We start from the raw sequence: 24,222 nt of genomic DNA, 5'->3' as shown, positions 1-24,222 counted from the left end.
AGGCTGGCGCTCAGGCGCCAGCCTTTGCATTCAGGCTTTCGATCAGTCCGCTGGTCACGATGCCGGTCTCCGGAAGTCCGTGGTCGGCCTGGTAGGCGCGAATGGCCGCGGCCGTGCCGGGGCCAACAGCGCCATCCGGAGTGCCGGGCTGATAGCCCAGCGCGGTCAGGGCCAGTTGGATGGACATCACCTGTTCAGGATTCCCGAGCTCCCAGGCTTGTGGCTCGAACTGGCCATTGGCTGGGCCATTGGCGCGCGAAGCAGTCCACGCATCGGTTTGCGCTTGGGCCAACGCGGCAGCCTCCTTTGAAACCGATGCTTTCAGCTCCATGACTTTTGCGGGGGCGCCAGCATCACCATTCTTGGCTGCAACCATAAACCAGTAAAGCGCTTCGGTGAGGTTGGGGCTGATACCCAGACCCTGCTCATACAGAATGCCCAGATTGTACTGGCTGTCGACGATGCCGTACTCAGCGCCCTTGCGGAACCATTCGACGGCGCCAGCATAGGATTGCGGACCGCCTTCGCCTTGCGCCATGAAGACAGCAAGGTCGTGCATGGCCTTTACATTCCCGTTCTGAGCGGCCTTTTCCGTCCACTGACGTGCGAGGTTCAGATCCTTGGGCACACCCGTGCCGCGCTCATGCAGCTTGGACAGAGTGTATTGTGCAATGGGAAGGCCTTTGTCGGCCGCGCTCTGCATCAGGGGCGCAGCCTCGCGCAGATTGTTCTCAGCAAGGTATTGCTGGGCAAGATGATACTCAGCGACCGCATCGCCAGATGCGGCAAGGGTGGCAAGAGATTCTACTGCGGGGATCGGTGCGTAACTTACGGCGGTTTCGACCACCGGCGCTGTCTCTACCGGAGCAGGCAGTGCAGGGGTAGGCTGCGTTTCAAGCTCAGTGGCTTCGGGATCGGCCTGAGCGACAGCCGCCGGTGTGTCCTCTTCGAACAACATGGCGTCCGCATCCGTTGTCATGCTTGCGACCGTGATGTCTTCCGCGGCCTCTGCGGGCTGCTCAACAACGTCTGCTGAGGTTGTCGCGGTTGGCGCAACTGGCGCAGCGGCAACGCTCGGCGTGGACTGTTTTCCGCGCAGATACAGATATCCGCCGACGGCAGCCCCGGTAATCACGACGGCGGACGCTGCGGCATACAGAGGAAGCTTGCCATTGCTGAACATGCCGGAGCTGCTGTCACGGCTCGCTATCCGGATAGGTTGAGATGGGCGTCCTGACGACGCAGCGATTGCGGCTTGCCGCGCGGCGCTCATGAAGTCCAGCTTTTCCTCTTCTTGCGGAGCCTCTTCAACGAGTGGATCGAATTCTGCTTCGTCGCTCTCGGAATGGTCCGCCAGAATGGCATCAGCTTCAACTTCTTCTTCCGTCGGGGTGTCTTCTTCGAACGGAGATGATGACAAGTCGAACTCGTCATCTTCGAAGATGTCGGATTCTCTCGCTTCGGTATGGCTGTCATCATACTCGTCGAGATCGACCAGAGGGTCGATTCCGTCGCCCGTGAGCGAGTCCGGCCCGGCGGTCAGGCTTTCATGGAAGTCATCGTCTGCGTCGACCGGGCCCGGTTCGGCCTCCGGCTCAACGAGTTCGTCAACAAGCTCAAAATCTTCTGTGTAAGCACTTTTCGCTGGTGCGGATGCGAGATTGTCTTCGGCGACTGTGTCGCTTTCATTATCCGTCTCGACGTCGTCCGAAAAGAAGTCTTGCGGATCGTCAAACGCGGTCGAATCTTGCGGCAGGCCCGGCTCGAATTCCGCGTCATAGTCTTCTGATAACAGGCTATCTGAATCTTCCGTCTGGAACTCTTCAAGCAGGCTGTCCGCATCAATGAAGTTGTCTTCTGCGCCAAGAGCTTCAATCGGATCGCGGCTTGCTTGAGCCGGGTTGATCGTATCTTCCAGATTTTCCAGTCGCGTTGCGAGCGACGCCATCGCCTTCTGGATTGGCGACAAGGATGCGCTGGTCTGGGTCTGGATCTGGTCGAGCCTGTCGGACATGCCTGTCAGGGCGTCGGATAGATTGGCATCCGCGCGCTTGCGAGTTTCTTCAATTTCTGTCGCCAGGGTCTGGAGGGCCTTGTCCTGACGAGACTGAAGGCGACCAGCGACATTGGCGACTTGCTCGCCGATTTGCGAGATGGCTTCCGCTGTGCGTTGTTCGCTTGCATTGACGCGCTTGTCGATCTGCTCACCAAACTCTTCGATCCGGTCGCCGACAAGTCCACCAATGCGTTTGATTTCAGAAGATACAGACTGGATGTCGCTGCTCTGACGCTCTTTGTCCTCGGAGACAGTACGGCGCACACTGTCAATCTCTGAGCGGATGTCCTCGAACACGTCGTCGGCAGGTGCAGCAGCCGCCTTGCTGATCTCTTCTGCCAATTCCCGGCGCGTCGTGTCTACTGACTGGCGCACGGTTTCCATGATCTGCTCAAACCGGGATTCGAATTCAGCCCGCAACTTGTCGGCCATATCTGGCTCAACAGACCGGGACAGCGAGCCGATTTTCACGTCCAGATCGTTCAGCGTGGATTCCAGGCTTAGCAGCGCGGCGTCGGTGGTCGATTCCGCGCGATTGAGGCGATCCTGGGTTTTATCCAGCGCAGCGTTGACTGAATTCAGGGACTCGCTCATGCGCGCTTCAGCGGCGCTCAGGCGTTCCTCGGTCCTGTCGATGCCGGACAGTTTCAGGTTCACATGGGTTTCGAGATCGGACAGGCGGTCCGTGAACTCGCGCGACTGGGTCTCTGCTCGCTGCTCTGCTTCGCTCACCGCTGTATCGATGCGCGAGGCTGTCTCGGCGAGCGTTTTCTCGACTTTGACCTCCATGCCCTCGACGCGGTCGTTCAGCTCCGCAAAGCCGGTTTCCACGCGACCCTTGACTGCGAGGGCTTCATTCTGGGCAAGTTCGTTCTCTTCGAATACGTGGCTGGCCAGTTTACCGAGCGCCTGTTCCAGAGACTTCAGGGCTTCAAGGTTCTCCCGTGAGGAATCGTCATCCTCAAGCTTCTGAACCTTCGCCTGTAGCGCTGCGTAGGTTTCCTGCAGTTCCTCGATGAAACCATCGACACGTGAGGCGACCGTCGACGAACTCTGTTCTGCATCTTCCAGTCGGGCCACGAGGCCGAGAATGGTGTGATCCATCCCTGTGATGGCAAGGGTTGAGCGGGCTTCAGTCGCTTCGATGCGGCGCGTCAGCTTGTCGATCGTGTCATTGGCGGCGTTCGGGGCAGGGCGGCGATGTTCGAAGGGGGCGGCAACTTCGTTTGGCTTGGACGATTCGACCGACATGAGGAGACGGTTCAGGTATTCCCCGAGCGTTATCCCCTCTGCATGTGCAGCTTCTCGCGCGGCATCTCGCGCGCGTTGGTCAATTCCTTTGACGCTCCAGGGCCCCGTCTGGCTCATCACTGCTCTCCTAAGCACGCTCAGATTGCCCGCGGATACTGAGAATCCGGGCAAATTTATCCATCTTCACGAACTTTGATGGCAGGCGCCGGATTAAGGTGAGGTTAAAGGTAAAGAAAACCCGTAAATTTGGTAACCTTGAGCCAAGACGCGGGAGTGACGGGATACGAAAATAAAAGTTTACGTTGACGTTCGCGTAAGCCGTGATCTAGATTTGCGTCATGATGAACAACAAGCTCTCCAAAATTTCCGCTGCGGACTCCCGCACCTACACAATTTCCGAGCTTGCTCGCGAGTTCGGCGTAACGCCACGGGCGCTCCGGTTTTATGAGGACAAGGACATGCTCCATCCCGCGCGGGATGGGATGACGCGTGTCTATTCCAACCGGGACCGCGCGCGGCTGACTATCATTGTCAGGCTGAAACGTCTCGGCCTGCCACTCGCGGATATCCGTGAAATTCTCGATCTCTACGTTCTGGACGATGGGCAACGGGCCCAGATGCGGATGTCGCTCGACAAGTTCCGCAAGCAGGTCAAGGAACTGGAAATTCAGCGCGGCGATATCGATACCGCGCTGACCGAGCTGCGAAAGGGTATTGCCTGGCTGGAAACGCAGATCGCCAATACCGGGCCGTCTGACGAAAATAAGCGACAATTGGCGGCATATGACGAGATTGCCCGCCGACAGCTCGACGAAGTTTGATCTGAGCCAACCCAATTCTCGCCCCACCCAGCAGATGCCGCGGTGGGGTTAAATCATTTAGACAGGCGCTGCACGGGAGCAATCCAGTCGAGCGCCGGATTTACAGGAAGCACACAATGCCCCGCTACGACGCGCCAATTCGCGATATGCAATTCATCCTGCAGGAACTGCTGGAGATTCAGAACTATTCAAACCTTCCCGGCTTCGAGGAGGCTACGCCTGACCTTGTGAATGCGATCCTGGATGAGGGGGGCAAGTTCGCCAAGGAAGTCCTGTTCCCACTCAATACAATTGGCGACAAACAGGGCTGTGTTCGCAGTGACGATGCCAGTGTGAAAACGCCAGATGGCTTTCCAGAGGCCTATAAGCAGCTGGTTGAGAATGGCTGGCCGCTTCTGTCGGCGCAGCCTGAAATGGGCGGTCAGGGCCTGCCGCATGTCGTCAATATTGCGTGGACGGAAATGGTCTCGTCCGCGAATATGGCGTTCGGCATGTATCCGGGCCTGACGCACGGCGCATTCCAGGCGCTGATGGCGGGTGGATCTGAAGAGCTGAAAGCGAAGTACGGCCCGAAAATGGCCTCTGCCGAATGGGCCGGTACGATGAATTTGACCGAGCCGCATTGCGGAACGGACCTCGGCCTGATGAAGACCAAGGCCGTGCCGCAGGGCGACGGCACCTACAAGATTTCCGGCCAGAAGATCTGGATTTCCGGCGGCGAGCAGGATCTCACCGAGAATATCATTCACCTCGTGCTTGCGCGTATCGATGGCGCGCCGGAGGGCATCAAGGGTGTGTCGCTTTTTGTCGTTCCGAAATTCCTCGTCAACGAGGACGGTTCACTGGGTGAGCGCAATGCGTGTTCCTGTGGTGGCCTTGAAGAGAAGATGGGCATTCACGGCAATGCGACCTGCGTCATGAATTATGACGGCGCCACCGGCTGGCTGGTCGGCGAAGAACACAAGGGCATGCGCACCATGTTCGTCATGATGAATGAGGCCCGCCTTGGTGTTGGCCTGCAGGGACTCGCGCAGGCTTCCATCGCTTATCAGAACGCCGTCGACTTCGCGAAAGATCGCCTGCAAGGGCGTTCCTTGACCGGGCCGAAGGCGCCAGAGCAGCCAGCTGATCCGATCATCGTGCACCCGGATGTGCGCCGTATGCTTATGGATCAGAAGGCCTTCATCGAGGGTGCACGGGCGTTGACCTACTGGACCGCATTCCAGGGCGACCTGCAGCACAAATCGCCGGATGAAAAGGTTCGCGAAAAGGCTGGCGACTACATGGCTCTACTGACACCCGTTATCAAAGCCTACCTCACCCATATGGGGTTCGAGAAAGCCAATCAGGCGCTGCAGCTGCATGGTGGATCAGGCTTCACTCAGGAATGGGGCCTTGAGCAATATGTCCGCGATTGTCGCATTACACTGATCTATGAGGGCACCAATGGCGTGCAGGCGCTGGACCTGGTCGGTCGCAAGCTTGCCGCCAATGGCGGTCGTGCAGTGTTCAGCTTCTTTGCCGAAGTCGATGAATTTGTCACCGCGATTGAGGGTGACGCAGATCTTGCCCCATTCGCGGAGGGCCTTTCGACCCTGAAGGGACAGCTCCAGGAAGCGACAACCTGGCTGATGCAGAACGGCATGACCGATTTCAACAATGCCGGCGCGTCGAGCCATGATTACCTGCATCTCTTCGGCCTGACAGGGCTGGCACTGATGTGGGCAAAAATGGCGAAAGTCGCATCGGACAAGAAGGCTGAAGCCGATCCTTATTATGAGGAGAAGCTGGCAACTGGCCATTACTTCCTGGATCGTATGGTGCCGGATGGCGCAGCGCATCTCGCAAAGGTGAAGACCGGCGCGAAAACGATGATGGCTCTGCCGGCTGAGGCGTTCTAGGCGCGGATCGGAATTTTGATGGCGCGCGGGCCTGCTGAGTCAGGTTTGCGCGCCATCACACAAATAATTCATGGAAATCCCGCCGTTTTGACGTTGGGATAGGGCTGGGAATCCGGCGGTTCCGTCGCTACATGTTTACGTGAACGTAAGCGGCAACCGATCGCCGTGCGAAGTGGAGGAACACAAAAAATGCAAGCCAGCCCCCTAGATGTCCCAAAGGCTGCATGGCGCCAGGACGAAGAGATCGAGATTTTCTCCGATGCCGTCGGGCAATTCTTCGAGAAAGAATGTGTGCCGCACGTTCCGCAGTGGCGCAAGGATGGCATTGTTCCGCTGGAAATCTGGAAGAAGGCTGGTGAGATGGGCCTGTTGGGCGCGTCCATTCCTGAAGAGTATGGCGGCGCGGGCGGTGACTTCCGCCATGAGGCCATCATCATTGAACAACAGCAGTGGAAAGGCGTCGACGGGTTCGGCATCACGTTGCACAACGCCATCATCGCGCCTTACATCGTGTCTTACGGGACAGAGGAGCAGAAGCGTCGCTGGCTGCCCGGTATATGCTCGGGCGAATTGGTCACTGCAATTGCAATGACCGAGCCGGGCGCTGGCTCGGACCTGCAAGGCATGAAGACGACGGCAAAACGCGATGGAGACGAGTACGTAATCAACGGCTCCAAGACGTTCATCTCTAACGGTCAGACCGCGAATTTGATTCTTCTCTGCGTAAAGACAGATCCGACGCAGGGCGCCAAGGGGATCTCGATCATCGCTGTCGAGACCGACAAGGTTGAGGGCTTTCGTCGCGGACGCAATCTTGAAAAGGTCGGCCAGCACGCGGCGGATACGTCTGAACTTTTCTTCGATGATGTCCGTGTGCCCGCGTCCGCCCTGTTGGGTGAGGTCGAAGGCAAGGGCTTTATCCAGTTGATGCAGAAACTGCCTCAGGAGCGCCATATCATTGGCCTTCAGGGCGTTGGCATGATTGAGCGGGCCATTCACGAGACAGTGGAATATGTCAAAGGACGCAAGGCCTTCGGTCAGACCATTTTTGACTTCCAGAACACGCAGTTCAAACTGGCCGAGTGCAAAACCGAGGCAACGGTCGCCAAAGTGTTTGCAGATCACTGTACGGAGCGCCTTCTGAAAGAGGAGCTGGATGCATCCACGGCGTCCATGTCCAAATACTGGATCTCGGATTTGCAGTGCAAGATCATCGACGAGTGCCTGCAGCTTCATGGCGGCTTTGGTTACATGGATGAGTACCCAATCGCGCAGATGTATGCGGACGCACGCGTCCAGCGCATCTATGGTGGTGCCAATGAAGTCATGAAAATGCTGATCGCCCGAACATTGTAATGGATCGATCAGGCAAGGTGTAGACGGGAAGGGTGATGAAGAACGGATTGGCATGGCTGGGCATTACGGTCGCGGTGATTGCCGTGAACCTTGGCCTGTCCATGTTTCAACCGTACTCGGAATCCAGAATTCTAGGATTGCCCCTTCATCTGAGCCTTGCGGCGATGGCATTGGTGTTCGGCCTGGTCATGTTCGCGTCGCATCGCGTTTATGCGTCGTCGGTGAAGAAGCTCCGGGCTGCCGGGCTGACCGACGCTGAAATTGAGATGATCTCTCAAGAGAAAGATCCCGAGGCTAAACTGCGCGAAATACTTGGGCGCAAGAAGGGTGATCATGCCTGACAGCCATCTCATCCGTGACGTATTCCCGACGCCCAGCCCGTCATCAACTTCGCTTGGCTTCGAACTTCTGGCGCTTGACATGACGGCATTGACGACACGAGTGCGGTTTGAAGGGCGGCCCGAATTCTGTAACCCGGCCGGCGTCATTCAGGGTGGCTATCTCGTAGCCATGATGGATGATACAATCGGAATGCTCGCCGGGATGAAGGCGGGCAAGACCAAACTGCCTTCGACGGTCGATCTGCATACGCATTTTCTACGCCCTGTTCGCAAGGGCGTGATCGAAGTTTCGGCGCGCCTTCGCAATGTCGGCAGGGCCATGATATTCGCCGAAGCTGAACTCTACGATTCCCGCGGCAAGGAAGCAGCCCGCTCCACCGCGAGTCTAACCCTCAATCCGGTTTTGAAGCCGGCCACTTGAATATTCGTTTAAAAGGGAGCTACTCCAATGACTGAAGCCTATATCTACGATGCGGTGCGTACGCCCCGCGGCAAAGGCAAGAAAAGCGGATCGCTGCACGAGATCACCTCGCTCAGCCTCGCGACGCAAGTTCTTCAGGCCATCCGTGACCGGAACGAACTTGACACCTCCAAAGTTGATGATGTCGTGCTCGGGTGCGTCAGCCCGGTGGGGGAGCAGGGCGCGGACATCGCGCGCGTTGCCGTACTGAACGCTGAGTATGCCGAGACGACAGCCGGTGTGCAGGTTGACCGGTTCTGTGCCTCCGGTCTTGAAGCTTGCAACATGGCCGCTGCGAAGGTCATGACCGGCGAGGCTGACATGGCCATCGGCGGCGGGGTCGAAAGCATGAGCCGCGTGCCAATGGGCGCATCCGGCGGGGCATGGTCTTCTGACCCTCAAGTTGCCCTGAAGACCTACTTTGCCCCGCAGGGCATCGGCGCTGACACGATTGCCACAAAGTATGGTTTTTCGCGCGATGACGTGGACGCTTTCGCTGTTGAAAGCCAGAAGCGCGCAGCTAACGCCTGGAAAGAGGGGCGCTTTGCCAAGTCCATCGTTCCGGTGAAAGACCAGATGGGCGGCATCCAGCTCGATCACGACGAACATATGCGTCCGGACGCGGACATGCAGTCTCTGGCAGCGCTGAACCCGTCTTTTGCTGGCATGGGCGCCATGGGTTTTGATGAAGTCATCAAGCAGCGTTACCCGGAGCTGGAAGCTATCGATCACGTTCACCACGCCGGTAACTCATCCGGTATTGTGGATGGTGCATCGGCTGTGCTGTTTGGCTCAAAGGAAATGGGCGAAGCCCTCGGCCTCAAGCCGCGTGCCCGCGTTCGCGCGATGGCCTCTATCGGTTCCGAGCCTGGCATCATGCTGACCGGACCGACCTATGTGACCCAGAAGGTTCTGAAGAAGGCAGGTATGGAGGCCGGTGACATTGACCTCTACGAGCTGAACGAAGCTTTCGCATCGGTCGTCTTGCTGATGATGCAGAACCTGAACATCCCGCACGAAAAGATGAACGTGAATGGCGGCGCGATCGCAATGGGCCACCCGCTCGGCGCGACCGGCGGCATGATCCTTGGCACGATGGTGGACGAGCTGGAACGTTCCGGCAAGGAAACTGCTCTCGTCACGCTGTGCGTCGGCGCCGGCATGGGCACCGCCACGATCATCGAGCGCGTTTAATCAAGATACAGACGAACGGAATATACGATATGAAACTCGAAACATTCGGTTGGGACCTCGACAGCGACGGTATTGCGCACGCAACATTCGACGTGCCAGGCCGCAGCATGAATACGCTGACGGCAAAAGCAGTCGCCGACATCATCGCGATCTCCAAAGAGGTTGCCACAAACGATTCCATCAAGGGGCTCGTCTTGTCCTCGGGCAAGCCAAGCGGCTTCTGCGCCGGGGCAGACCTTGGCGAAATGAATGAAAATGCTGGCGGCGGCAAAAGTGCCTCGGACATGTCTGAAGCGGAGCTGAAGAAGGCGCAGTTCGAACGCGGCTTCTCCCTCAACAAGACGCTCCGCGAGCTGGAGACCTGTGGCAAGCCGGTGGCTGTCGCGCTGAATGGCCTCGCCCTTGGCGGCGGTCTCGAAGTGGCGCTTGCCTGTCATTACCGCGTTGCGGCCAATGACAATCCGAAACTCCAATTCGGTCTGCCGGAAGCCAAGATCGGTCTTCTGCCCGGCGCTGGCGGCACACAACGACTGCCGCGTCTCGTTGGCGTCCAGGCGGCATTGCCGCTGATCCTGCAGGGCGAAAGCTTCAATGCAGAAAAAGCGCTCGCCATGGGTGTGGTGCAGGAGCTTGCTCCGTCTGCTGAAACCGTCGACAAGGCAAAAGCCTGGGTCAAGGCAAACCCGAACGCCAAGGCGCCTTGGGACGAAAAAGGCTTCAAGGTACCAGGCGGTGTCGTCCACCGTCATCCGGGGGCTGGCCAGGTTGCGACCATGTCGAACGCAATGCTTATGTCCAAGACCTATGGCAACTATCCGGCACAGAAGAACATCCTGTCCTGCATCTATGAGGGTATCCAAGTGCCGATTGATGCAGGCCTTCGCATCGAAACGCGTTACTTCATCAACACGCAGCAGCGCCCGGAAGCGAAAGCCATGATCCGTTCGCTGTTCCTCTCGATGCAGGAACTGTCCAAGGGCGGCAACCGCCCGGCAGGTTATCCGAAGACAGAGTTCAAGAAGATCGCTGTCATCGGCGCCGGTCTGATGGGGGCAGGCATCGCCTATGTTCAGGCAAAAGCTGGCATCCCGACTGTTCTCGTGGACGTGTCCAAGGAGAATGCCGAAAAGGGTAAGGACTATTCCCGTCGCCTCGTCGAGAAAGCTGTGTCTCGCGGCAAATCGTCGAAGGAGAAGGGGGATGCCCTGCTCGACCTGATCACGACGACAGACAATTATGATGACGTCAAAGGGGCTGATCTGGTCATTGAGGCCGTGTTCGAGAATGTCGAACTGAAGGCCAAGATCACCAAGATGGCGGAAGACGTACTGGACGCGGATGCCGTGTTCGGCTCCAACACGTCTACGCTGCCGATCACCGGTCTTGCGGAAGCCTCACAGCGCCCGGAAAACTTCATCGGCATTCACTTCTTCTCGCCAGTCGAGCGGATGGGGCTCGTTGAGATCATCAGTGGTGAGAAGACGAGCGAAGCGACGCTTGCCAAGGCAGTTGACTATGTCCTTGCCATTCGCAAGACGCCGATCGCCGTCAATGACAGCCGCGGCTTCTACACATCCCGCTGCTTCGGCACGTATACGCGGGAAGGCATGGAAATGCTGGCCGAAGGCATCAAGCCGGCCATCATCGAGAATGTCGGCCGTCAGTCCGGCATGCCGATGGGACCGCTGGAAGTGTCTGACTCCGTTGGACTCGACACAGCGCTGAAGGTTACGCGTGCCACGGCTGAAGCGGCCGGTATTGATCTACAGTCCGATGACCGTACGCAATTCCTGGCTTGGCTGGTCGAGGATCAGGAGCGCGTCGGCCGCAAGGCGGGCAAAGGCTTCTACGACTATAATGAAAAGGGCAAGCCGGAACGCCTCTGGCCCGACCTGAACAGCCGTCTGGAAGTGAAGGTGGACGAATGCCCGCCGGACCTGAAGCAGCATCTGAAAAACCGTTTCCTCGTGCGCCAGGCCATCGAAGTGGCCCGCTGCTTTGAGGAAGGCGTCATCACAGATGCGCGGGATGCGGACATTGGCTCGATCCTTGCCTGGGGCTTCGCGCCATATACGGGTGGTTGCTGCTCCTATGTCGACCTCGTCTGGGGCATCAGGGAGTTCGTTGCCGAGGCTGACCGTCTGGCGGCCAAGTATGGCGAACGCTTCGAGCCACCAGCGCTGCTACGCGACATGGCCGAGAAGGGAGAAGGTTTCTACGATCGCTTCCCGCCAGCCGGAAAAGCAGAGAAAGCAGCTGCGTAAGAATTCCACAAGGAATTGAACCAAAAAATATTAGGGTCAATAGTGTTTATTACACTATTGACCCTTTTTTCTATTGATTGCCGCAACCAAAGCGGGAATGATTTGTCCCCGCGATCAATTTTGGTTGCGGGAATACAGGGGAAATATATGCTAAAATACGTTGCGGTCGCGGTGGCCGTTGTTTCGTTGGCTGCGTGTGAGACCACTTCGAGCCGTCCGTACACACCATCTACAGACAATATCATGGCTTTTCAGTCTGCTCTCACTGATGGGGGAGAGAAAGTGCAGCTTAGTGCATTCACGACTGCGGCTGGCGTGGAGAGTGATATGACGTGTCGTGCGCTAGGGGCCCTAGAAGTGGCGCCTGGCAAAACGCCCGTTTCATTCATCGAAGGGGCCATGCGTGACGAGCTTTTTGCGGCTGGTGTCTACGATCAGAAAGACGGATCCGTAATCAATGGTAAGGTTACGAACTTGGAGTTCAACTCATTCGGAACCGGTTCTTGGAAAATCGCTCTTCAGCTTTCTTCAGATGCATTTCCTCAGGGGTACGAAGTTTCAACTGATTACAGCTTCAAGACGAGTTATTCAGCATTGAAGGCATGCCAAAACGTAATCGACGCCTTTACGCCAGCAGTTCAGGATCTCATTGGTAAGGCCGTTGCGGATCCAAATTTCGGCTCACTGGTGGCTGAGTAACTCAGCTAAAGAGCTGTATCGCCAAACTATGAGGCCGGAGCATTACTGCTCCGGCCTTTTTTGTTCAGCTCTCTGATTGTCCTAGCGTTTGGCGCGGGACCACCAGCCGGTGCGTTTGGGTTCGGCCTTCTTGGCGGGTTCCGGTGCAGGCTCCGGCTCAGATGTGGCGGCAGGCTGCTCTGCCATGACAGGTTCAGCTTCCGGCTCCGGAGCAGGGGCCTCTACGGACGGTTCAACCACCTCAGCAACTGGCTCCGCCGCGTCTTCCCTGGCAGCAGGTTCCGCCTGTTCAGGTTCATCAGAGCTTGCTTCGGGCGCTGCGTCGTCAGTGCTTTCAGCAACGTCTTTCTTCCGGGACCGGGAGCGACGACGCTTGGGCTTGGCGGGCTTTTCGTCCTGGTCAGCAGGTGCTTCGCCTGAGGTTTCGTTTGCGGCTTCACTGGAGGAGTCACTCGGTGTGTCCGAGGTGGCTTCCGCTTGTTCGGCCTCCGCCGGTGCGGGCGTTGGCTCGGCCTCTACTTTCGCTTCGCTGGGCGGAACATCGTCCAGCATTTCCGCAGCACTCGCAGCGAGGCCGTCCAGATAGGCGCCGCCATCTGTTGGCGCTCCATCGGCTGTCTCGGTGCGGTTGTCGGAAGACCGGCGCCGCCGGCGACCTCCGCGACGGCCCCGGCGGCGGCGCTTGCGAGGCGCGCCATCCTCTGTGTCTCCGTCCCCTGACTCCGCCGAGGCGTCGGATGTCTCGTCATCCTCGTCGCTGGCGTCGTCCTCATCGGTATTTGATTCCGTATCGTGGGACTCGGCGGCATCCTGTTTGCGGCCACGACCACCACGGCGTCTGCGTCGCTTGCGACGGCTGCCACCGGATTCTTCTTCCTGATCGGAGGAGGCCTCGACCGTCTCTTCGTCGGCTTCGTCCTCATCCTCCTCCGTGACGACCTGTTTGGTCGGCTTGGCGAGGGAGCGAGGGGGCTTGCGTTTCTTGGGCTTGCCGTTCGGGTCGCGCTCCGCATCAATGACGAAATCGCCGGGCAGCATGTCTTCGGAGGAATGGATGGAGACGGCAAAGCCGGCCATCTGCTCCACCTCGATCAGGGCTTCCCGCTTGTTGTTGAGCAGGTAGAGCGCCACATCGGTTGGCGCCTTCACGGAGATTGCCTTGAGGCCGCCCATCGACGCGCGCGCTTCGATGGCCCGGATCAGCTGCAATGCCGCTGACGGAATGGAGCGGCGACGGCCTGTGCCGTTACACGCCTCACACGGATCGGAGGTTGCCTGCAGCACACCCTGACGACGCCGCTGACGGGAAATTTCCATCAGGCCGAATTGCGAGATCCGGCCATGCTGTACGCGGGCGCGGTCTACCTTCAGGTGTTCTTTCAGCTTTTTCTCGACGGCGCGATTGTTCTTGTTCTCGTCCATGTCGATGAAGTCGATCACGACGAGACCAGCCAGATCGCGCAGGCGCATCTGACGGCAGGCTTCCTCTGCGGCTTCCAGATTGGTGCGCAGGGCTGTCTGTTCGATGTTGCGTTCGCGTGTGGCCTTGCCGGAGTTCACGTCAATCGCCACCAGTGCTTCGGTCTGGTTGATGACGAGATATCCGCCGGATTTCAGCTGTACGGTCGGGGAGTAGATGGAATCAAGCTGCTGCTCGACGGCTTCGGCCACGAAGAGCGGATCTTCTTCCTTCCATTGCTGAACCTTCTTGGACTGGCTCGGCATGATCAGCTTGGCGAGATCTTTCGCTTCGCGATAGGCGTCTTCGCCTTGAACCAGAACCTCTTCGATCTCCTTGTCGAACATGTCCCGCATGGCTCGGTGGACCAGTCCGCCTTCGGCGTTGATCAGCATCGGGGCTTCAGAGGTCAGCGTCTTCTCAACAATGGTTTCCCAGAGTTTCGAGAGGTATTCGTAGTCACGCTTGATCTCGCCCTTGGTGCGCTTGGCGCCAGCCGTGCGGACGATCAGGCCCATGCCTTCCGGCACGTCCAGCTCGGATACGATGGATTTCAGGCGCTTGCGGTCTGCGCCATTCACGATCTTGCGGGAAATACCGCCGCCGCGCGGTGTGTTTGGCATCAGAACGGAATAGCGTCCGGCGAGGGACAGGTAAGTCGTGAGCGCCGCGCCCTTGTTGCCGCGCTCTTCCTTGACGACCTGAACCAGCATCACCTGACGACGGCGAATGACTTCCTGGATCTTGTAGCGCTTGGAAATGGACGCGCGGCTGGCCTTCTTGCGGCGCGGCGCAGCTTCGGCTTTCGCCTCGCCATTCTCGTCTTCAGAGTTATCCGAGTCGTCAGACTCGTCGTCGGCGTCGTTTTCCGATTCGTCGAAGTCTGAATCGTCGGCGTCTGTTGCGTCGCCATCGTCATCATCGTCGATTTGCGCCGCAGCTTCTTCCGCGGCCTCTTTCAGAAGGGCCTCGCGATCTTCCGCTGGCAATTGGTAATAGTCGGGGTGGATCTCGCTGAAGGCGAGAAAGCCGTGGCGATTGCCACCATATTCAACAAAAGCGGCCTGTAGAGACGGCTCTACACGCGTGACTTTTGCTAGATAGATATTTCCTCGAAGTTGTTCATTGCCGGTGGTTTCAAAGTCAAAGTCGTCCACCTGACCATTGTTGACGATCGCGACACGGGTCTCTTCCGTATGCGCGGCGTCGATTAGCATGAGTTTGCTCATGTAAAGGAACCTTGTGAGCCGGCGCAGCAGCTCTGGACGCGACATGGCGCCTTGAGCCAGCCGCAGGGCCGGACTGGAAATTTAAGGGGAGGATGCGGTCACACCGGCCCGACTGCCCCTTGGGCAGTACAGGAAAACCGGTTTTGACTACTGCACCCGCGTACATATTCTCTGCTTTCCGGAGCGCGGCGCCCGCTTGCCTTTTCGGTGAAGCCGGGATCGCTGTCGCGACGTTGGGAAACTTGCTTGGTAGGCCTGATTGGCTACTACCATCTGATACTGCCCAATTTTGACTCTCAAGAAAAGACCAAAAAGGACGCTGAGGCTGTGTAATACGTTTCCTATGGTCAATGCTGGGTTAATAAACGGTCTGATAGGAAGTGCCTTCAATCCGGACAATGTGGATTCCTGATGACGCTTTTACGCCTTGTTTTCCTTGTGATCGCCTTTGCGGGTGGGGGATTTGCCGCTTCGGCCGATATCAGCCGCGTGCAAGTCGTCGGCAATGGCGAGCCAACGCGAATCACCGTTTGGGCCGATAGTGAGCAGGAAGGACGTGCATTCCTCGCACAATCAGGTGAAGCGCGCAGCCTGATCGTTCCGATTCAGGGGGATGTAACACCTGCTGCCGGGGATGGTCGCGGCGGTGTCGCGACCTGGGCGCTTTCCGAAGGCACACTTAGTTTCGCCCTTGATCGCCCATTGATGGTTGCGCGCGTCCTGGCACTGCCTCCGGCCGGGAATGAGCCTTCACATCGAATCATTATCGACCTTCAGGCCGTTTCGGATGCCCGCTTCAGCAGCGTGGCCAAACGCGATATGCGCAAGCTCGCATCCTATCAGGACAACCGGCGCAAGAGCGAACTGGCCGCTGAACTCGCGGCATTGCGTCCCGATGCTCCATTGCCAGCATCCCGCCGCGTCTCCGAGAAGACCTATACGGTGGTCATTGATGCCGGGCATGGGGGCAAGGACCCCGGCGCGATGGCGATAACCGGTGGCAGGGAAAAGGACATCACGCTCCGCGCCGCCCTCACGCTCAAGAAAATTCTCGAGTCAGACCCGCGCTACACGGTGCGCCTGACCCGAGACACGGATGTCTATGTGGATCATGAAGTGCGGGTCAGCATGGCGCGCGACTGGGGCGCGAACCTGTTCATTTCGCTGCATGCGGATGCAGCGGGCAGCCGGACAGTGTCAGGCGCATCTGTCTACACGATCAGCGCCAGCGGCGAACGCCGGATCGACAAGGAAGCCAATCGCAACAATTGGCGAATTCCTCTGGAAGACGGCGCGCCCCAACGCGTGAGCAGCATCCTCGAAGACCTGGTCAAGCGCGAGACCAAGACGCGCTCTTCCGAATTCGCGGAGATGCTATTGCCGGAACTGGAGAAATCAGGACCAGTCCTGCGGAATACCCACCGCGAGGCTGGCTTTTACGTACTGCTCGCCCCTGATGTGCCAGCAGTTCTGTTGGAGATGGGCTTCCTGACGAACAGGGAAGATGCCAAGCGCCTTCAATCCGAACAGGGCATTCGCAAGGCCATGAGCGCTGTGAAACGCGGCATCGACCGTTTCTTTGACAAGCAGGACATTCTGATGGCCGGGCAAGAGGCCAACGGGTGAATCTCCTTGCGGCGTGGCGTTGTAGCTGAGAAGCTTGCAGGATGAATTTGTTTCGTTTCCTTGCGGCATCTACAGTTCTGGCGGTTTCGACGGCTTGCGCGAGCATGGGTGGCCATTCGCCTTTCGACTCGTCTTTGATCAAAGATGCCCGGCCCGACGAAGCAAAAGCCTATAGCGATTTCCTGATTGCTCGCTTTGCGGCGATGACGAACGATCCCCAGATGGCGGCGGAGCGTTATGCATCCGCGATTGATACTGCGCCGGAGAAATCCGGTATCGCGGACCGGGCCTTGTTCGCGTCACTTCTTTCCGGTGAATATCCGGAAGGCGTGCGTGTCGCCCAGCGGGCCAATCTGCTTGGCAGTGACGCAGCTCTGGTACGGCTTACTCTGGCGGTTGATGCCTTGCGACGAGGCAGGGATGCCGATGCGCAAACCATGCTGGAGCAGAGCCGGTTTGGCCCGTTCAATCGTATGATCGCGCGCGGTCTTTCTGCCTGGCGCGTGGTGGAATCGGAAGGAACCGGCGCGGCGGTTCGCTACCTGGAAGACGGTTTGAGCGGAGACCCGCGACTGGATAGCGCTGCGCTCTACATGATGGGCCTGATTGAATTGTCAGCCGGCAATGATGATCAGGCGCTTGCCGTGTTTGAGTCGCTTTGGGAAACAGGGTCGAGGCTGGCGGTCGGTGTCGAAGCGCATGCGCAACTCTTGGCCTATCGAGGACAGCGCGCCGAAGCGTTGGCGATGCTTTCTGAATTTGACCGGGAAATTGGCCACAACGCCGCTATTGCGCGTCTTCATGAAGCGATTGAGCGCGGAGACAAGATCAAGGTTCGCCGACTGAAGCCGGAAGAGGGCGCTGCGCTGGCGATCTACGTGCCTGCGGCGGCGCTGATGAGCCAGACTGATGATGACGTCTCGGCAGTCTATTTCGTTCTCGCGCTGGCACTGGACCCGGATCTCCATGTGGCCCGATCACTCTGGGCCCAGTCGCTCGCAAATGCAGAACGATGGGAAGAGGCCATTTCAGTCCTCGTGCGCATTCCGGAGAGTTCAGCCTTTTACGGTACGTCTCGCGGCCAGATCGCCTGGGCCCTGCACAATAGCGGGCGCGATCAATCCGCACTTGCTGTTGCTCAGGATGCCCTGGAGAATTCGTCGGATCGTGGCCTCAAGGTCCAGATCGCTGATCTCTATCGCACGCTCGGGCGACAGGAGGCGGCAGATCGTCTCCTCACTCGCACAATAAGCGACGATGCACGACAGGGGCGAGAAGACTGGCGACTGTTCTTTGCGCGCGGCGCGTCTCGTGAATCTCTGGGAAAGTGGCATCAGGCCGAACAGGATTTGCTGAAGGCACTTGCCCTGCAGCCCGACGATCCGTCTTTGCTCAACTATGTTGGCTATCTCTATGTGGATCGGGGCGAAAATCTTGATCAGGCCATGAACATGATCCAGCGCGCTGCCGAGCAGGCACCAAATTCCGGTCACATCATCGACAGTCTCGGCTGGGCTCACTATCGGCTGGGCAACTATGACCTGGCTGTCGAACATCTGGAGCGGGCCGTGGAGCTAGAGCCGGGTGATCCAGTGCTGAACGACCATCTCGGAGACGCCTATTGGCAAGCGGGCCGCAAGCTGGAAGCAAAGTTCCAGTGGCGGCGTACCTTGTCGCTTGATCCTGCCGCTGAGCAGCGGGACGTCATTGAAGCGAAACTGACTGCAGGTCCGCTTGAGCCGGTGGTGAAGCAGGCAGAATCCGACAAGGGCTCAATGCTTCTCCCCCTCCAACCACGATAGAATGCCTACAGATCGAATGCCAACAACGCTTGCCCCCGCCAAGGTCAATCTTTTCCTGCATGTCGGTGAGGTTCAGGCGAACGGGCGCCACCCTCTCGATTCGCTTGTCATGTTTGCCGGTCCTGAAGCCGCAGATCGGGTGAGCGTGGAGACCGCAGACAAATTGACCTTGAATGTTACGGGCCCTCGGTCCGCAGGGCTTGAGATCGATGAGCGCAATCTGGTGCTTCGCGCAGCGAATGCCCTGCTTGAAGCCAGCGGGAAAATGCGCGGTGCTGCCCTGACCTTGGACAAGCACTTGCCCGTGGCCGCCGGGATCGGTGGCGGATCGGCGGATGCCGGGGCAACGCTTCGATTGTTGCGGGACCTCTGGTCGCTTGATGCCGACCTTGTTCAACAGGTGGCTGTGCCGCTGGGGGGAGATGTTCCGGTGGCTTTGACTAGACGCACAGCTCTGATGCAGGGCGAAGGCGAGCGCGTTCTTGTTCAGGAAGAAATGCCGACCCTCCCGGCAGTTCTGGTGAACCCCGGCGTGGATTGCCCGACAGGTGCGGTGTTTAAAGCTTTTGACGCAGCAGGTGCAGGCGCTGGTTTCTCCGAGTTGGCCCGCATTCCCCGGTTCGAAACCGCGACCACGATGATCGACTGGCTTGAATCCCAGCGAAATGATCTGGAGCCCGTGGCAATCGACCTTGTTCCAGTAATTGGAAAAGTTCTGGCAGCCATGTCGGAACTTCCGCAGGCGCGCCTTGCGCGGATGAGCGGATCGGGCGCGACCTGTTTTGCCCTGTTCGACACGCGAGATGCCGCGGACGTTGCAGCGGAAGATATTGCTGCGACGTATCCCGACTGGTGGGTTCGGGCGACGGGACTGGGGGATGCCGCGTGACGGTCACCTACCTGTCTCTTGGCGCCGCATTGATCTCATTTGTCCTCTGCGGCGTGGCTCGGAAACTCCCTTTGCTCGACGCGCCGGATGGTGGCCGCAAACAGCAAAAAGCGCCCGTCCCACGCACCGGTGGCCTCGGCATTCTTGGCGCTCTAATTTTGGCCTTCGCGGCCTTTATGCTCACGTCAGATGTGGACCTGTTGAACGGAGCTTCACCGGCATCCCTTGGCGGTGCGATCGTGCTTGTGTTGGCCCCCTGGATAATCGGTTTTCTTGATGATTGGCTTGGGCTGTCTGCCAAGGTGAAACTGGTTCTTCTGATCGTTTGGGCCATCGCGGCGGCCCTGCCGTTTTTCCTGTCAGGCGAGCCGTGGGCATGGCTGATCGGGCTCGGCGTGGTGCTCTGGCTGATCGTGATTACGAATGCCGTGAATTTCATGGACGGTGCCAATGGACTGGCTTTGGGCCCGTCAGCAGTCATGACTGTTGGGCTGTTCCCACTCTATGCGATTTTGATGCTCTGTCTCGGCAATTGTGTTCCAGACCCGTTGGGCGAGTTCGCTATCGTCGCGCAATTTGCGTTCTTTGGCGCAGTGCTCGGATTCCTCGCCTGGAATTTGCGCGGGGTTCTCTATGCCGGCGACTGCGGATCACTCGGCACAGGGGGCCTGTTTGGTCTTATGGCCGTGTACCATCTCGACGTCAGCATGGACGGCGTACGCACGGCTCTTCTTGGAGTGACGTTGGCCTTGCCGTTCCTCATTGATGTTATTCTCACGCTGGCCTGGCGCAGTCTGAAGGGGCGCAATGTGCTTCAGGCGCATACCGATCATGCCTATCAGCGACTGATCGCACGGGGGTGGGGCCACATCAGCGTAGCGGCATTCTGGTGGGCCATGTCGCTGATTTGCGCTGTGATGGGCGTTGTGACGCTCTTCGGTGGAGCAGAGGCGTCGCCGGATGGTTTTCCGACGTTGCAATTTGTTGCGCTGGCTGCGCTCGCTGCCATCGGCTCGGCATTCTGGTGGCTGGAACGGTCCCGACCGGTTCAGTAGGCGCGGCTGACGCAGAAATCTGCAAGGTCTTCCAGCGCTGAACGGTATGGTGAACTTTCCAGAGACCTCAGCGCGCCTTTGGCGAGTGCGGCGTAGGCTTCAGCTTCTTGTATGGTAGCTTCTGCTGCTCCCGTGGCGCGGATCAGGTGAACTGCATGGGCCAGATCTGCGTCCTGCTGGGTTTCCGGATTCATGGCCCGGTCCCAGAACAGGCGGTCTTCATCAGAACCGCGACGCTTCGCGATGATCACGGGCAGGGTGATCTTGCACTCGCGGAAGTCGTCGCCGACGGACTTGCCAATAACGGATGTCGTTCCGCCATAATCCAGCGCGTCGTCGACGATCTGGAATGCGAGGCCCAGATTTTTGCCATATGTCGCCAGCGCATGCGCGTGTTCGTCACTGCCCGCAGACATTGCGCCGGTCTCAGCAGCCGCTTCGAACAGGGCGCCGGTCTTTGCTTCGATGATTGCGAGATAGTCTTCTGTCGGCAGGTCACGGGCTTGCATCGCTGCCAGCTGGCGTACTTCACCTTCGGCAATGATGGTCGAGGCCGTGGCGAGACGATTCAGGATTTCCAGGCTGTTGGTTTCAACAAGCAGGTTGAACGCGCGGGCAAACAGGAAGTCTCCCACGAGAATCGATGCCTTGTTGCCCCAGATGGCCTTTGCAGCAGGCTTGCCCCGGCGCAAATCGCTTTCATCCACCACGTCATCATGGAGAAGGGTGGCCGTGTGGATGAACTCCACCGCAGCGGCCAGCGCGTGCGTTGCCGTATTCGGTTTGCCGACAGCGTAGGCCGAAATGAGAGTGATGAGAGGGCGCAGGCGCTTTCCGCCTGCCGACACGATATAGCCGGACAGGTCGGGAATCACGGAGATCGGGCTGGCGGCGCGAGTCGCAAGTAGGTGCTCGACCTGGGCAAGATCGTCGGCGACCAATGATTGCATGCGATCCACAATGGAACCGATGGCCTCTTTGCCTCTTGGTTTTGGCGAAAGGGTCACGTTGTTCAAGGGCTCCCGTCATTTCTCTGTCGGAATGGGAAATAGTCTTACGAGACGTTCGCATCAAGCGCGCCGTGTCACCCGGACGCATCTATATCAGAAGTTGTGGCGCAACCAGACCCAGATCAGGTCGTTGGATAAGCTATCTATTTGCCAAACAGGAAAAAACCGGGAAAGGTCTGACTCATGAAGCCGTATGTAATGATCGTTGCGGCAGCGATGCTTGCCGCATGCACGTCAACCCAGTCCTATGGGCCCGCTTCGGGCACTGGGAAGATGGGGTATTCCAGCCAGCAGATCGAAACCGGTCGGTATCAGGTTTCCTATACTGATTCCGATGCCTCTCGAGCCCGTGATCGGGCTTTGCTGCGCGCGGCCGAGCTGACGCTTCAGGAAGGTGCTGACTGGTTCGAAATCGTCAACAGCTACACCGAGCAATCGGCAGATGGCCGACGGACCGGTTCCAGCGTGTCCATAGGAGGGTCTTCTGGTTCCTATGGCCGCAGCAGCGGTGTCGGCGTAGGCGTCGGGATTGGCTTCCCCCTTGGAGGCGGGAGCGGCCCAGCCGTCACCGAAGTCCTGGAAATCCTGACGGGCACGGGCGAAAAGCCCGATCGACCAAACGCCTATGATGCGCGGTCGGTGGACATAAATCTGCGCGGGACGGTGACTGAATGAAGGAAGTCTTTCGTACCAATGACCTCGTCAAGCTGAGCTTTATTGAACATCTGCTTCAGGAAGCTGGTATTCAGTATTTTATCGCGGACCAGCATATATCGGCAGTTGAAGGGAATATCGGTGCATTTCCCCGGCGCGTAATGGTCGCGGATGATCTGGCGGCCGCGGCGCAAACCGCCCTGGCAGAAGTCGAACCGGGCTAGTGCCGGGGGTCACAGAAGACACGCTATACCAGGGACGGGTAAAATTGTTCCAACCCGAGAAAGGGTTTCGGGCCAGCACGGATTCGCTCGTGCTCGCAGCGGCCCTCCCGGAAAAACTGAATGGGTCAGCTCTCGAAATCGGGTGCGGATGTGGCGGGGCGCTGCTCACGGCGGCCTACCGATTGTCGTCCATGCAGCTAACGGGTGTCGATATCGATGCCGGCATGACGGCGCTCGCCAGCCAGTCGGTGACCGCGAACGGGTTTCAGGATCGCGTGAACATCGAAACCGGAAATGCCGCAGAATGGGTGCGTGACAAGGAAAACCAGTTTGACGTGGTGTTTGCCAACCCCCCGTATTTCGAGCCGGGCCGAATTTCCGCGCCGGGTGCGGAGAAGGCGGCGGCCTACCTCGAATCCCTCAGCCTGGACGGCTGGATCAAGGCGATGGCGTTTGCTGCCAAGCCCAGGGCGCCGATCGTGATTATTCACCGGGCCGCAGAGCTGGCGAGAATCCTGTCGGTGCTGGACCGGCTGACGGGTGAAATCCGGGTTCTGCCGATCGCTTCGAAACGCGATGAAGAAGCCCGTCGAGTGCTCGTGCGCGGACGTAAGGGGCTGAAACGCGGGCAGGTTCATTTGCTGTCGCCATTGATCACACACACAGAGGATGGCCAGCCCAGTGCTCGCCTCGCCGCTATCCGTCAGGGCGATGCGATAGACTGGTAGTCCGGTTTCTCTGGGAATTGCCACATTTGCGGGTTAGGCTCCGAAATGAGGACGGGGCGCAGAAAGGGAGATGGTCATGTTTGGCCTGTTATTCTTTGGCTTCCTGATAGTCGGCCTGCTGGTGGCGATGCTGGGTCATGGCGGCTTTTATCGTCTGGTCACCGGGCGCGGCGGTGTCAGCAATGACCACGACGAATCCCGTGGGTCGTTCTGATCGCATTCCCATGCTTGCCTCGTTCCGCGCGCGGCTGTAACCCGGCACGATATTGATATCCGGACTTCTGCCATGACTGCACCAAAGGCACATGCCAAACCGAAATCCTTTCAGGATCTTATCCTGACGCTCCAGAATTACTGGGCCGAGAAAGGCTGCGCGATCCTGCAGCCCTACGACATGGAAGTCGGCGCAGGCACGTTGCACCCCGCTACGGTTCTCCGGGCGCTTGGGCCGAAAGAGTGGCGCGCCGCCTATGTCCAGCCTTCCCGCCGCCCAAAGGATGCGCGCTACGGCGAGAACCCGAACCGGCTTGGCCATTACTATCAGTTCCAGGTTATCCTGAAGCCGAACCCGGCCAACCTTCAGGACCTTTATCTGGAAAGCCTGTACGCCATCGGCATTGACCCGACCGTCCACGACATTCGCTTTGTCGAGGATGATTGGGAGAACCCGACGGTAGGGGCCTGGGGCCTCGGTTGGGAAGTCTGGTGCGACGGGATGGAAGTCAGCCAGTATACCTATTTCCAGCAGGTTGGCGGCCTCGACGTGTTTCCGGTGTCCGGCGAGCTGACCTATGGTCTCGAACGCCTCGCCATGTATGTGTTCGGCGTCGACAATGTTTATCATCTGCCATTCAACGATCCGGACAGCGAAGTGCCGCTGACGTATGGCGATGTCTTCCTCGAGAATGAGCGCCAGCAATCGGCCTTCAATTTCGAGCATTCGGATGTTGAAATGCTGAAGCGCTGGTTTGCAGATTGCGAGAACCAGTCAAATGCCCTGCGCGAAGCGGGTAAGCCGCTGCCGGCCTACGACTATGCCCTGAAGGCGAGTCACACCTTCAACCTGATTGATGCGCGCGGCGCGATCAGCCCGACGGAGCGTCAGGCCTATATCGCCCGTGTTCGCGACCTTGCCCGAGGCGCCGCAGCGCAATGGGCTGAGCAGGAAGGCGCCGGCGCCTAAGGGCGAAGACCCGCGCATTT

General features: G+C 58.6%; 20 protein-coding genes. 17 read left to right on the top strand and 3 right to left on the bottom strand.

What is annotated here, in order from left to right; genetic code table 11:
- Positions 1-10 precede the first annotated feature (10 nt).
- Entirely contained in the window at positions 11-3,424 is a 3,414-nt protein-coding gene (locus HF931_RS15745; RefSeq protein WP_273241000.1) for a peptidoglycan-binding protein, read from the bottom strand.
- A 221-nt stretch (positions 3,425-3,645) separates the two neighbouring features.
- On the opposite strand from HF931_RS15745, the gene HF931_RS15740 reads away from it, so the two are divergent.
- The 8 genes from HF931_RS15740 to HF931_RS15705 all read left to right on the top strand — a co-directional run bounded on the left by HF931_RS15740 (position 3,646) and on the right by HF931_RS15705 (position 12,343).
- Positions 3,646-4,128 carry a MerR family transcriptional regulator gene (locus tag HF931_RS15740; protein WP_241764195.1) on the top strand — a complete coding sequence of 161 codons (483 nt, stop codon included), beginning with the start codon at positions 3,646-3,648 and terminating at the stop codon, positions 4,126-4,128.
- Positions 4,129-4,244: 116 nt separating this feature from the next.
- Complete coding sequence (locus HF931_RS15735) at positions 4,245-6,029, top strand: acyl-CoA dehydrogenase C-terminal domain-containing protein (RefSeq protein WP_273240998.1); 1,785 nt, start codon at positions 4,245-4,247, stop codon at positions 6,027-6,029.
- Between the two features lie 189 nt (positions 6,030-6,218).
- Positions 6,219-7,385, top strand: coding sequence for an acyl-CoA dehydrogenase family protein (locus tag HF931_RS15730; protein ID WP_273240996.1), 1,167 nt, complete (start codon positions 6,219-6,221; stop codon positions 7,383-7,385).
- Between the two features lie 35 nt (positions 7,386-7,420).
- Complete coding sequence (locus HF931_RS15725) at positions 7,421-7,726, top strand: hypothetical protein (protein ID WP_273240994.1); 306 nt, start codon at positions 7,421-7,423, stop codon at positions 7,724-7,726.
- Positions 7,719-8,147, top strand: a complete 429-nt coding sequence (locus HF931_RS15720; protein ID WP_273240993.1) for a PaaI family thioesterase — start codon at positions 7,719-7,721, stop codon at positions 8,145-8,147. The genes HF931_RS15725 and HF931_RS15720 overlap by 8 nt, the downstream gene beginning before the upstream one ends.
- A gap of 27 nt (positions 8,148-8,174) precedes the next feature.
- The gene (locus HF931_RS15715; RefSeq protein ID WP_273240992.1) at positions 8,175-9,380 is read left to right on the top strand and encodes an acetyl-CoA C-acetyltransferase; all 1,206 of its coding nucleotides are present in this window, start codon (positions 8,175-8,177) and stop codon (positions 9,378-9,380) included.
- Positions 9,381-9,409: 29 nt separating this feature from the next.
- Positions 9,410-11,644, top strand: coding sequence for a 3-hydroxyacyl-CoA dehydrogenase NAD-binding domain-containing protein (locus HF931_RS15710; RefSeq protein WP_273240990.1), 2,235 nt, complete (start codon positions 9,410-9,412; stop codon positions 11,642-11,644).
- 147 nt (positions 11,645-11,791) lie between these two features.
- Complete coding sequence (locus tag HF931_RS15705) at positions 11,792-12,343, top strand: hypothetical protein (RefSeq protein ID WP_035553087.1); 552 nt, start codon at positions 11,792-11,794, stop codon at positions 12,341-12,343.
- A gap of 81 nt (positions 12,344-12,424) precedes the next feature.
- Here HF931_RS15705 and HF931_RS15700 read toward each other — a convergent pair whose 3' ends face one another.
- Positions 12,425-15,031 carry an Rne/Rng family ribonuclease gene (locus HF931_RS15700; protein WP_273240989.1) on the bottom strand — a complete coding sequence of 869 codons (2,607 nt, stop codon included), beginning with the start codon at positions 15,029-15,031 and terminating at the stop codon, positions 12,425-12,427.
- 411 nt (positions 15,032-15,442) lie between these two features.
- Here HF931_RS15700 and HF931_RS15695 point away from each other — a divergent pair, with 411 nt between their 5' ends.
- Genes HF931_RS15695 through HF931_RS15680 form a run of 4 tightly spaced genes read left to right on the top strand, consistent with a single transcriptional unit; the run spans position 15,443 to position 20,403 of the window.
- Positions 15,443-16,657 carry an N-acetylmuramoyl-L-alanine amidase family protein gene (locus HF931_RS15695; RefSeq protein WP_273012403.1) on the top strand — a complete coding sequence of 405 codons (1,215 nt, stop codon included), beginning with the start codon at positions 15,443-15,445 and terminating at the stop codon, positions 16,655-16,657.
- Positions 16,658-16,698: 41 nt separating this feature from the next.
- On the top strand, positions 16,699-18,459 hold the full coding sequence (locus HF931_RS15690) for a tetratricopeptide repeat protein (RefSeq protein ID WP_273012401.1): 1,761 nt from the start codon (positions 16,699-16,701) through the stop codon (positions 18,457-18,459).
- A gap of 16 nt (positions 18,460-18,475) precedes the next feature.
- Positions 18,476-19,348 (top strand): 4-(cytidine 5'-diphospho)-2-C-methyl-D-erythritol kinase, encoded by an 873-nt coding sequence (locus tag HF931_RS15685; RefSeq protein ID WP_273240988.1) that lies wholly within the window; start codon positions 18,476-18,478, stop codon positions 19,346-19,348.
- On the top strand, positions 19,345-20,403 hold the full coding sequence (locus HF931_RS15680; RefSeq protein WP_273240986.1) for a glycosyltransferase family 4 protein: 1,059 nt from the start codon (positions 19,345-19,347) through the stop codon (positions 20,401-20,403). The genes HF931_RS15685 and HF931_RS15680 overlap by 4 nt, the downstream gene beginning before the upstream one ends.
- Here the strand turns inward: HF931_RS15680 and HF931_RS15675 are convergent.
- Positions 20,397-21,353, bottom strand: a complete 957-nt coding sequence (locus HF931_RS15675; RefSeq protein ID WP_164473917.1) for a polyprenyl synthetase family protein — start codon at positions 21,351-21,353, stop codon at positions 20,397-20,399. The genes HF931_RS15680 and HF931_RS15675 overlap by 7 nt on opposite strands.
- A gap of 243 nt (positions 21,354-21,596) precedes the next feature.
- Here HF931_RS15675 and HF931_RS15670 point away from each other — a divergent pair, with 243 nt between their 5' ends.
- From HF931_RS15670 to HF931_RS15650, 5 genes are all read left to right on the top strand, one after another.
- On the top strand, positions 21,597-22,088 hold the full coding sequence (locus HF931_RS15670; protein ID WP_035553099.1) for a CC0125/CC1285 family lipoprotein: 492 nt from the start codon (positions 21,597-21,599) through the stop codon (positions 22,086-22,088).
- Complete coding sequence (locus HF931_RS15665; protein ID WP_273240983.1) at positions 22,085-22,291, top strand: putative signal transducing protein; 207 nt, start codon at positions 22,085-22,087, stop codon at positions 22,289-22,291. The genes HF931_RS15670 and HF931_RS15665 overlap by 4 nt, the downstream gene beginning before the upstream one ends.
- A gap of 44 nt (positions 22,292-22,335) precedes the next feature.
- A complete protein-coding gene (locus HF931_RS15660) occupies positions 22,336-23,019 on the top strand; it encodes a tRNA1(Val) (adenine(37)-N6)-methyltransferase (protein ID WP_162175993.1) in 684 nt (227 codons plus the stop codon).
- Positions 23,020-23,095: 76 nt separating this feature from the next.
- A complete protein-coding gene (locus tag HF931_RS15655) occupies positions 23,096-23,233 on the top strand; it encodes a hypothetical protein (protein WP_273240981.1) in 138 nt (45 codons plus the stop codon).
- Between the two features lie 72 nt (positions 23,234-23,305).
- Positions 23,306-24,202, top strand: a complete 897-nt coding sequence (locus tag HF931_RS15650) for a glycine--tRNA ligase subunit alpha (protein WP_035553106.1) — start codon at positions 23,306-23,308, stop codon at positions 24,200-24,202.
- Positions 24,203-24,222 lie beyond the last annotated feature (20 nt).

Source organism: Hyphomonas atlantica corrig. (assembly GCF_017795365.1).
GTDB lineage: Bacteria > Pseudomonadota > Alphaproteobacteria > Caulobacterales > Hyphomonadaceae > Hyphomonas > Hyphomonas atlantica.
Note: the sequence above shows the minus strand (reverse complement) of the source record. Positions and strands in the feature narration are given on the sequence as shown.

Bases quoted from the DNA above. Each gene is read 5' to 3' on its own strand.
- HF931_RS15675 (WP_164473917.1), bottom strand. From the start codon at position 21,353: ATGCAATCATTGGTCGCCGACGATCTTGCCCAGGTCGAGCACCTACTT.
- HF931_RS15730 (WP_273240996.1), top strand. From the start codon at position 6,219: ATGCAAGCCAGCCCCCTAGATGTCCCAAAGGCTGCATGGCGCCAGGAC.
- HF931_RS15705 (WP_035553087.1), top strand. From the start codon at position 11,792: ATGCTAAAATACGTTGCGGTCGCGGTGGCCGTTGTTTCGTTGGCTGCG.
- HF931_RS15725 (WP_273240994.1), top strand. From the start codon at position 7,421: ATGAAGAACGGATTGGCATGGCTGGGCATTACGGTCGCGGTGATTGCC.
- HF931_RS15735 (WP_273240998.1), top strand. From the start codon at position 4,245: ATGCCCCGCTACGACGCGCCAATTCGCGATATGCAATTCATCCTGCAG.
- HF931_RS15700 (WP_273240989.1), bottom strand. From the start codon at position 15,031: ATGAGCAAACTCATGCTAATCGACGCCGCGCATACGGAAGAGACCCGT.
- HF931_RS15670 (WP_035553099.1), top strand. From the start codon at position 21,597: ATGAAGCCGTATGTAATGATCGTTGCGGCAGCGATGCTTGCCGCATGC.
- HF931_RS15720 (WP_273240993.1), top strand. From the start codon at position 7,719: ATGCCTGACAGCCATCTCATCCGTGACGTATTCCCGACGCCCAGCCCG.
- HF931_RS15685 (WP_273240988.1), top strand. From the start codon at position 18,476: ATGCCAACAACGCTTGCCCCCGCCAAGGTCAATCTTTTCCTGCATGTC.
- HF931_RS15745 (WP_273241000.1), bottom strand. From the start codon at position 3,424: ATGAGCCAGACGGGGCCCTGGAGCGTCAAAGGAATTGACCAACGCGCG.
- HF931_RS15715 (WP_273240992.1), top strand. From the start codon at position 8,175: ATGACTGAAGCCTATATCTACGATGCGGTGCGTACGCCCCGCGGCAAA.
- HF931_RS15740 (WP_241764195.1), top strand. From the start codon at position 3,646: ATGATGAACAACAAGCTCTCCAAAATTTCCGCTGCGGACTCCCGCACC.
- HF931_RS15710 (WP_273240990.1), top strand. From the start codon at position 9,410: ATGAAACTCGAAACATTCGGTTGGGACCTCGACAGCGACGGTATTGCG.
- HF931_RS15695 (WP_273012403.1), top strand. From the start codon at position 15,443: ATGACGCTTTTACGCCTTGTTTTCCTTGTGATCGCCTTTGCGGGTGGG.
- HF931_RS15655 (WP_273240981.1), top strand. From the start codon at position 23,096: ATGTTTGGCCTGTTATTCTTTGGCTTCCTGATAGTCGGCCTGCTGGTG.
- HF931_RS15690 (WP_273012401.1), top strand. From the start codon at position 16,699: ATGAATTTGTTTCGTTTCCTTGCGGCATCTACAGTTCTGGCGGTTTCG.
- HF931_RS15665 (WP_273240983.1), top strand. From the start codon at position 22,085: ATGAAGGAAGTCTTTCGTACCAATGACCTCGTCAAGCTGAGCTTTATT.
- HF931_RS15650 (WP_035553106.1), top strand. From the start codon at position 23,306: ATGACTGCACCAAAGGCACATGCCAAACCGAAATCCTTTCAGGATCTT.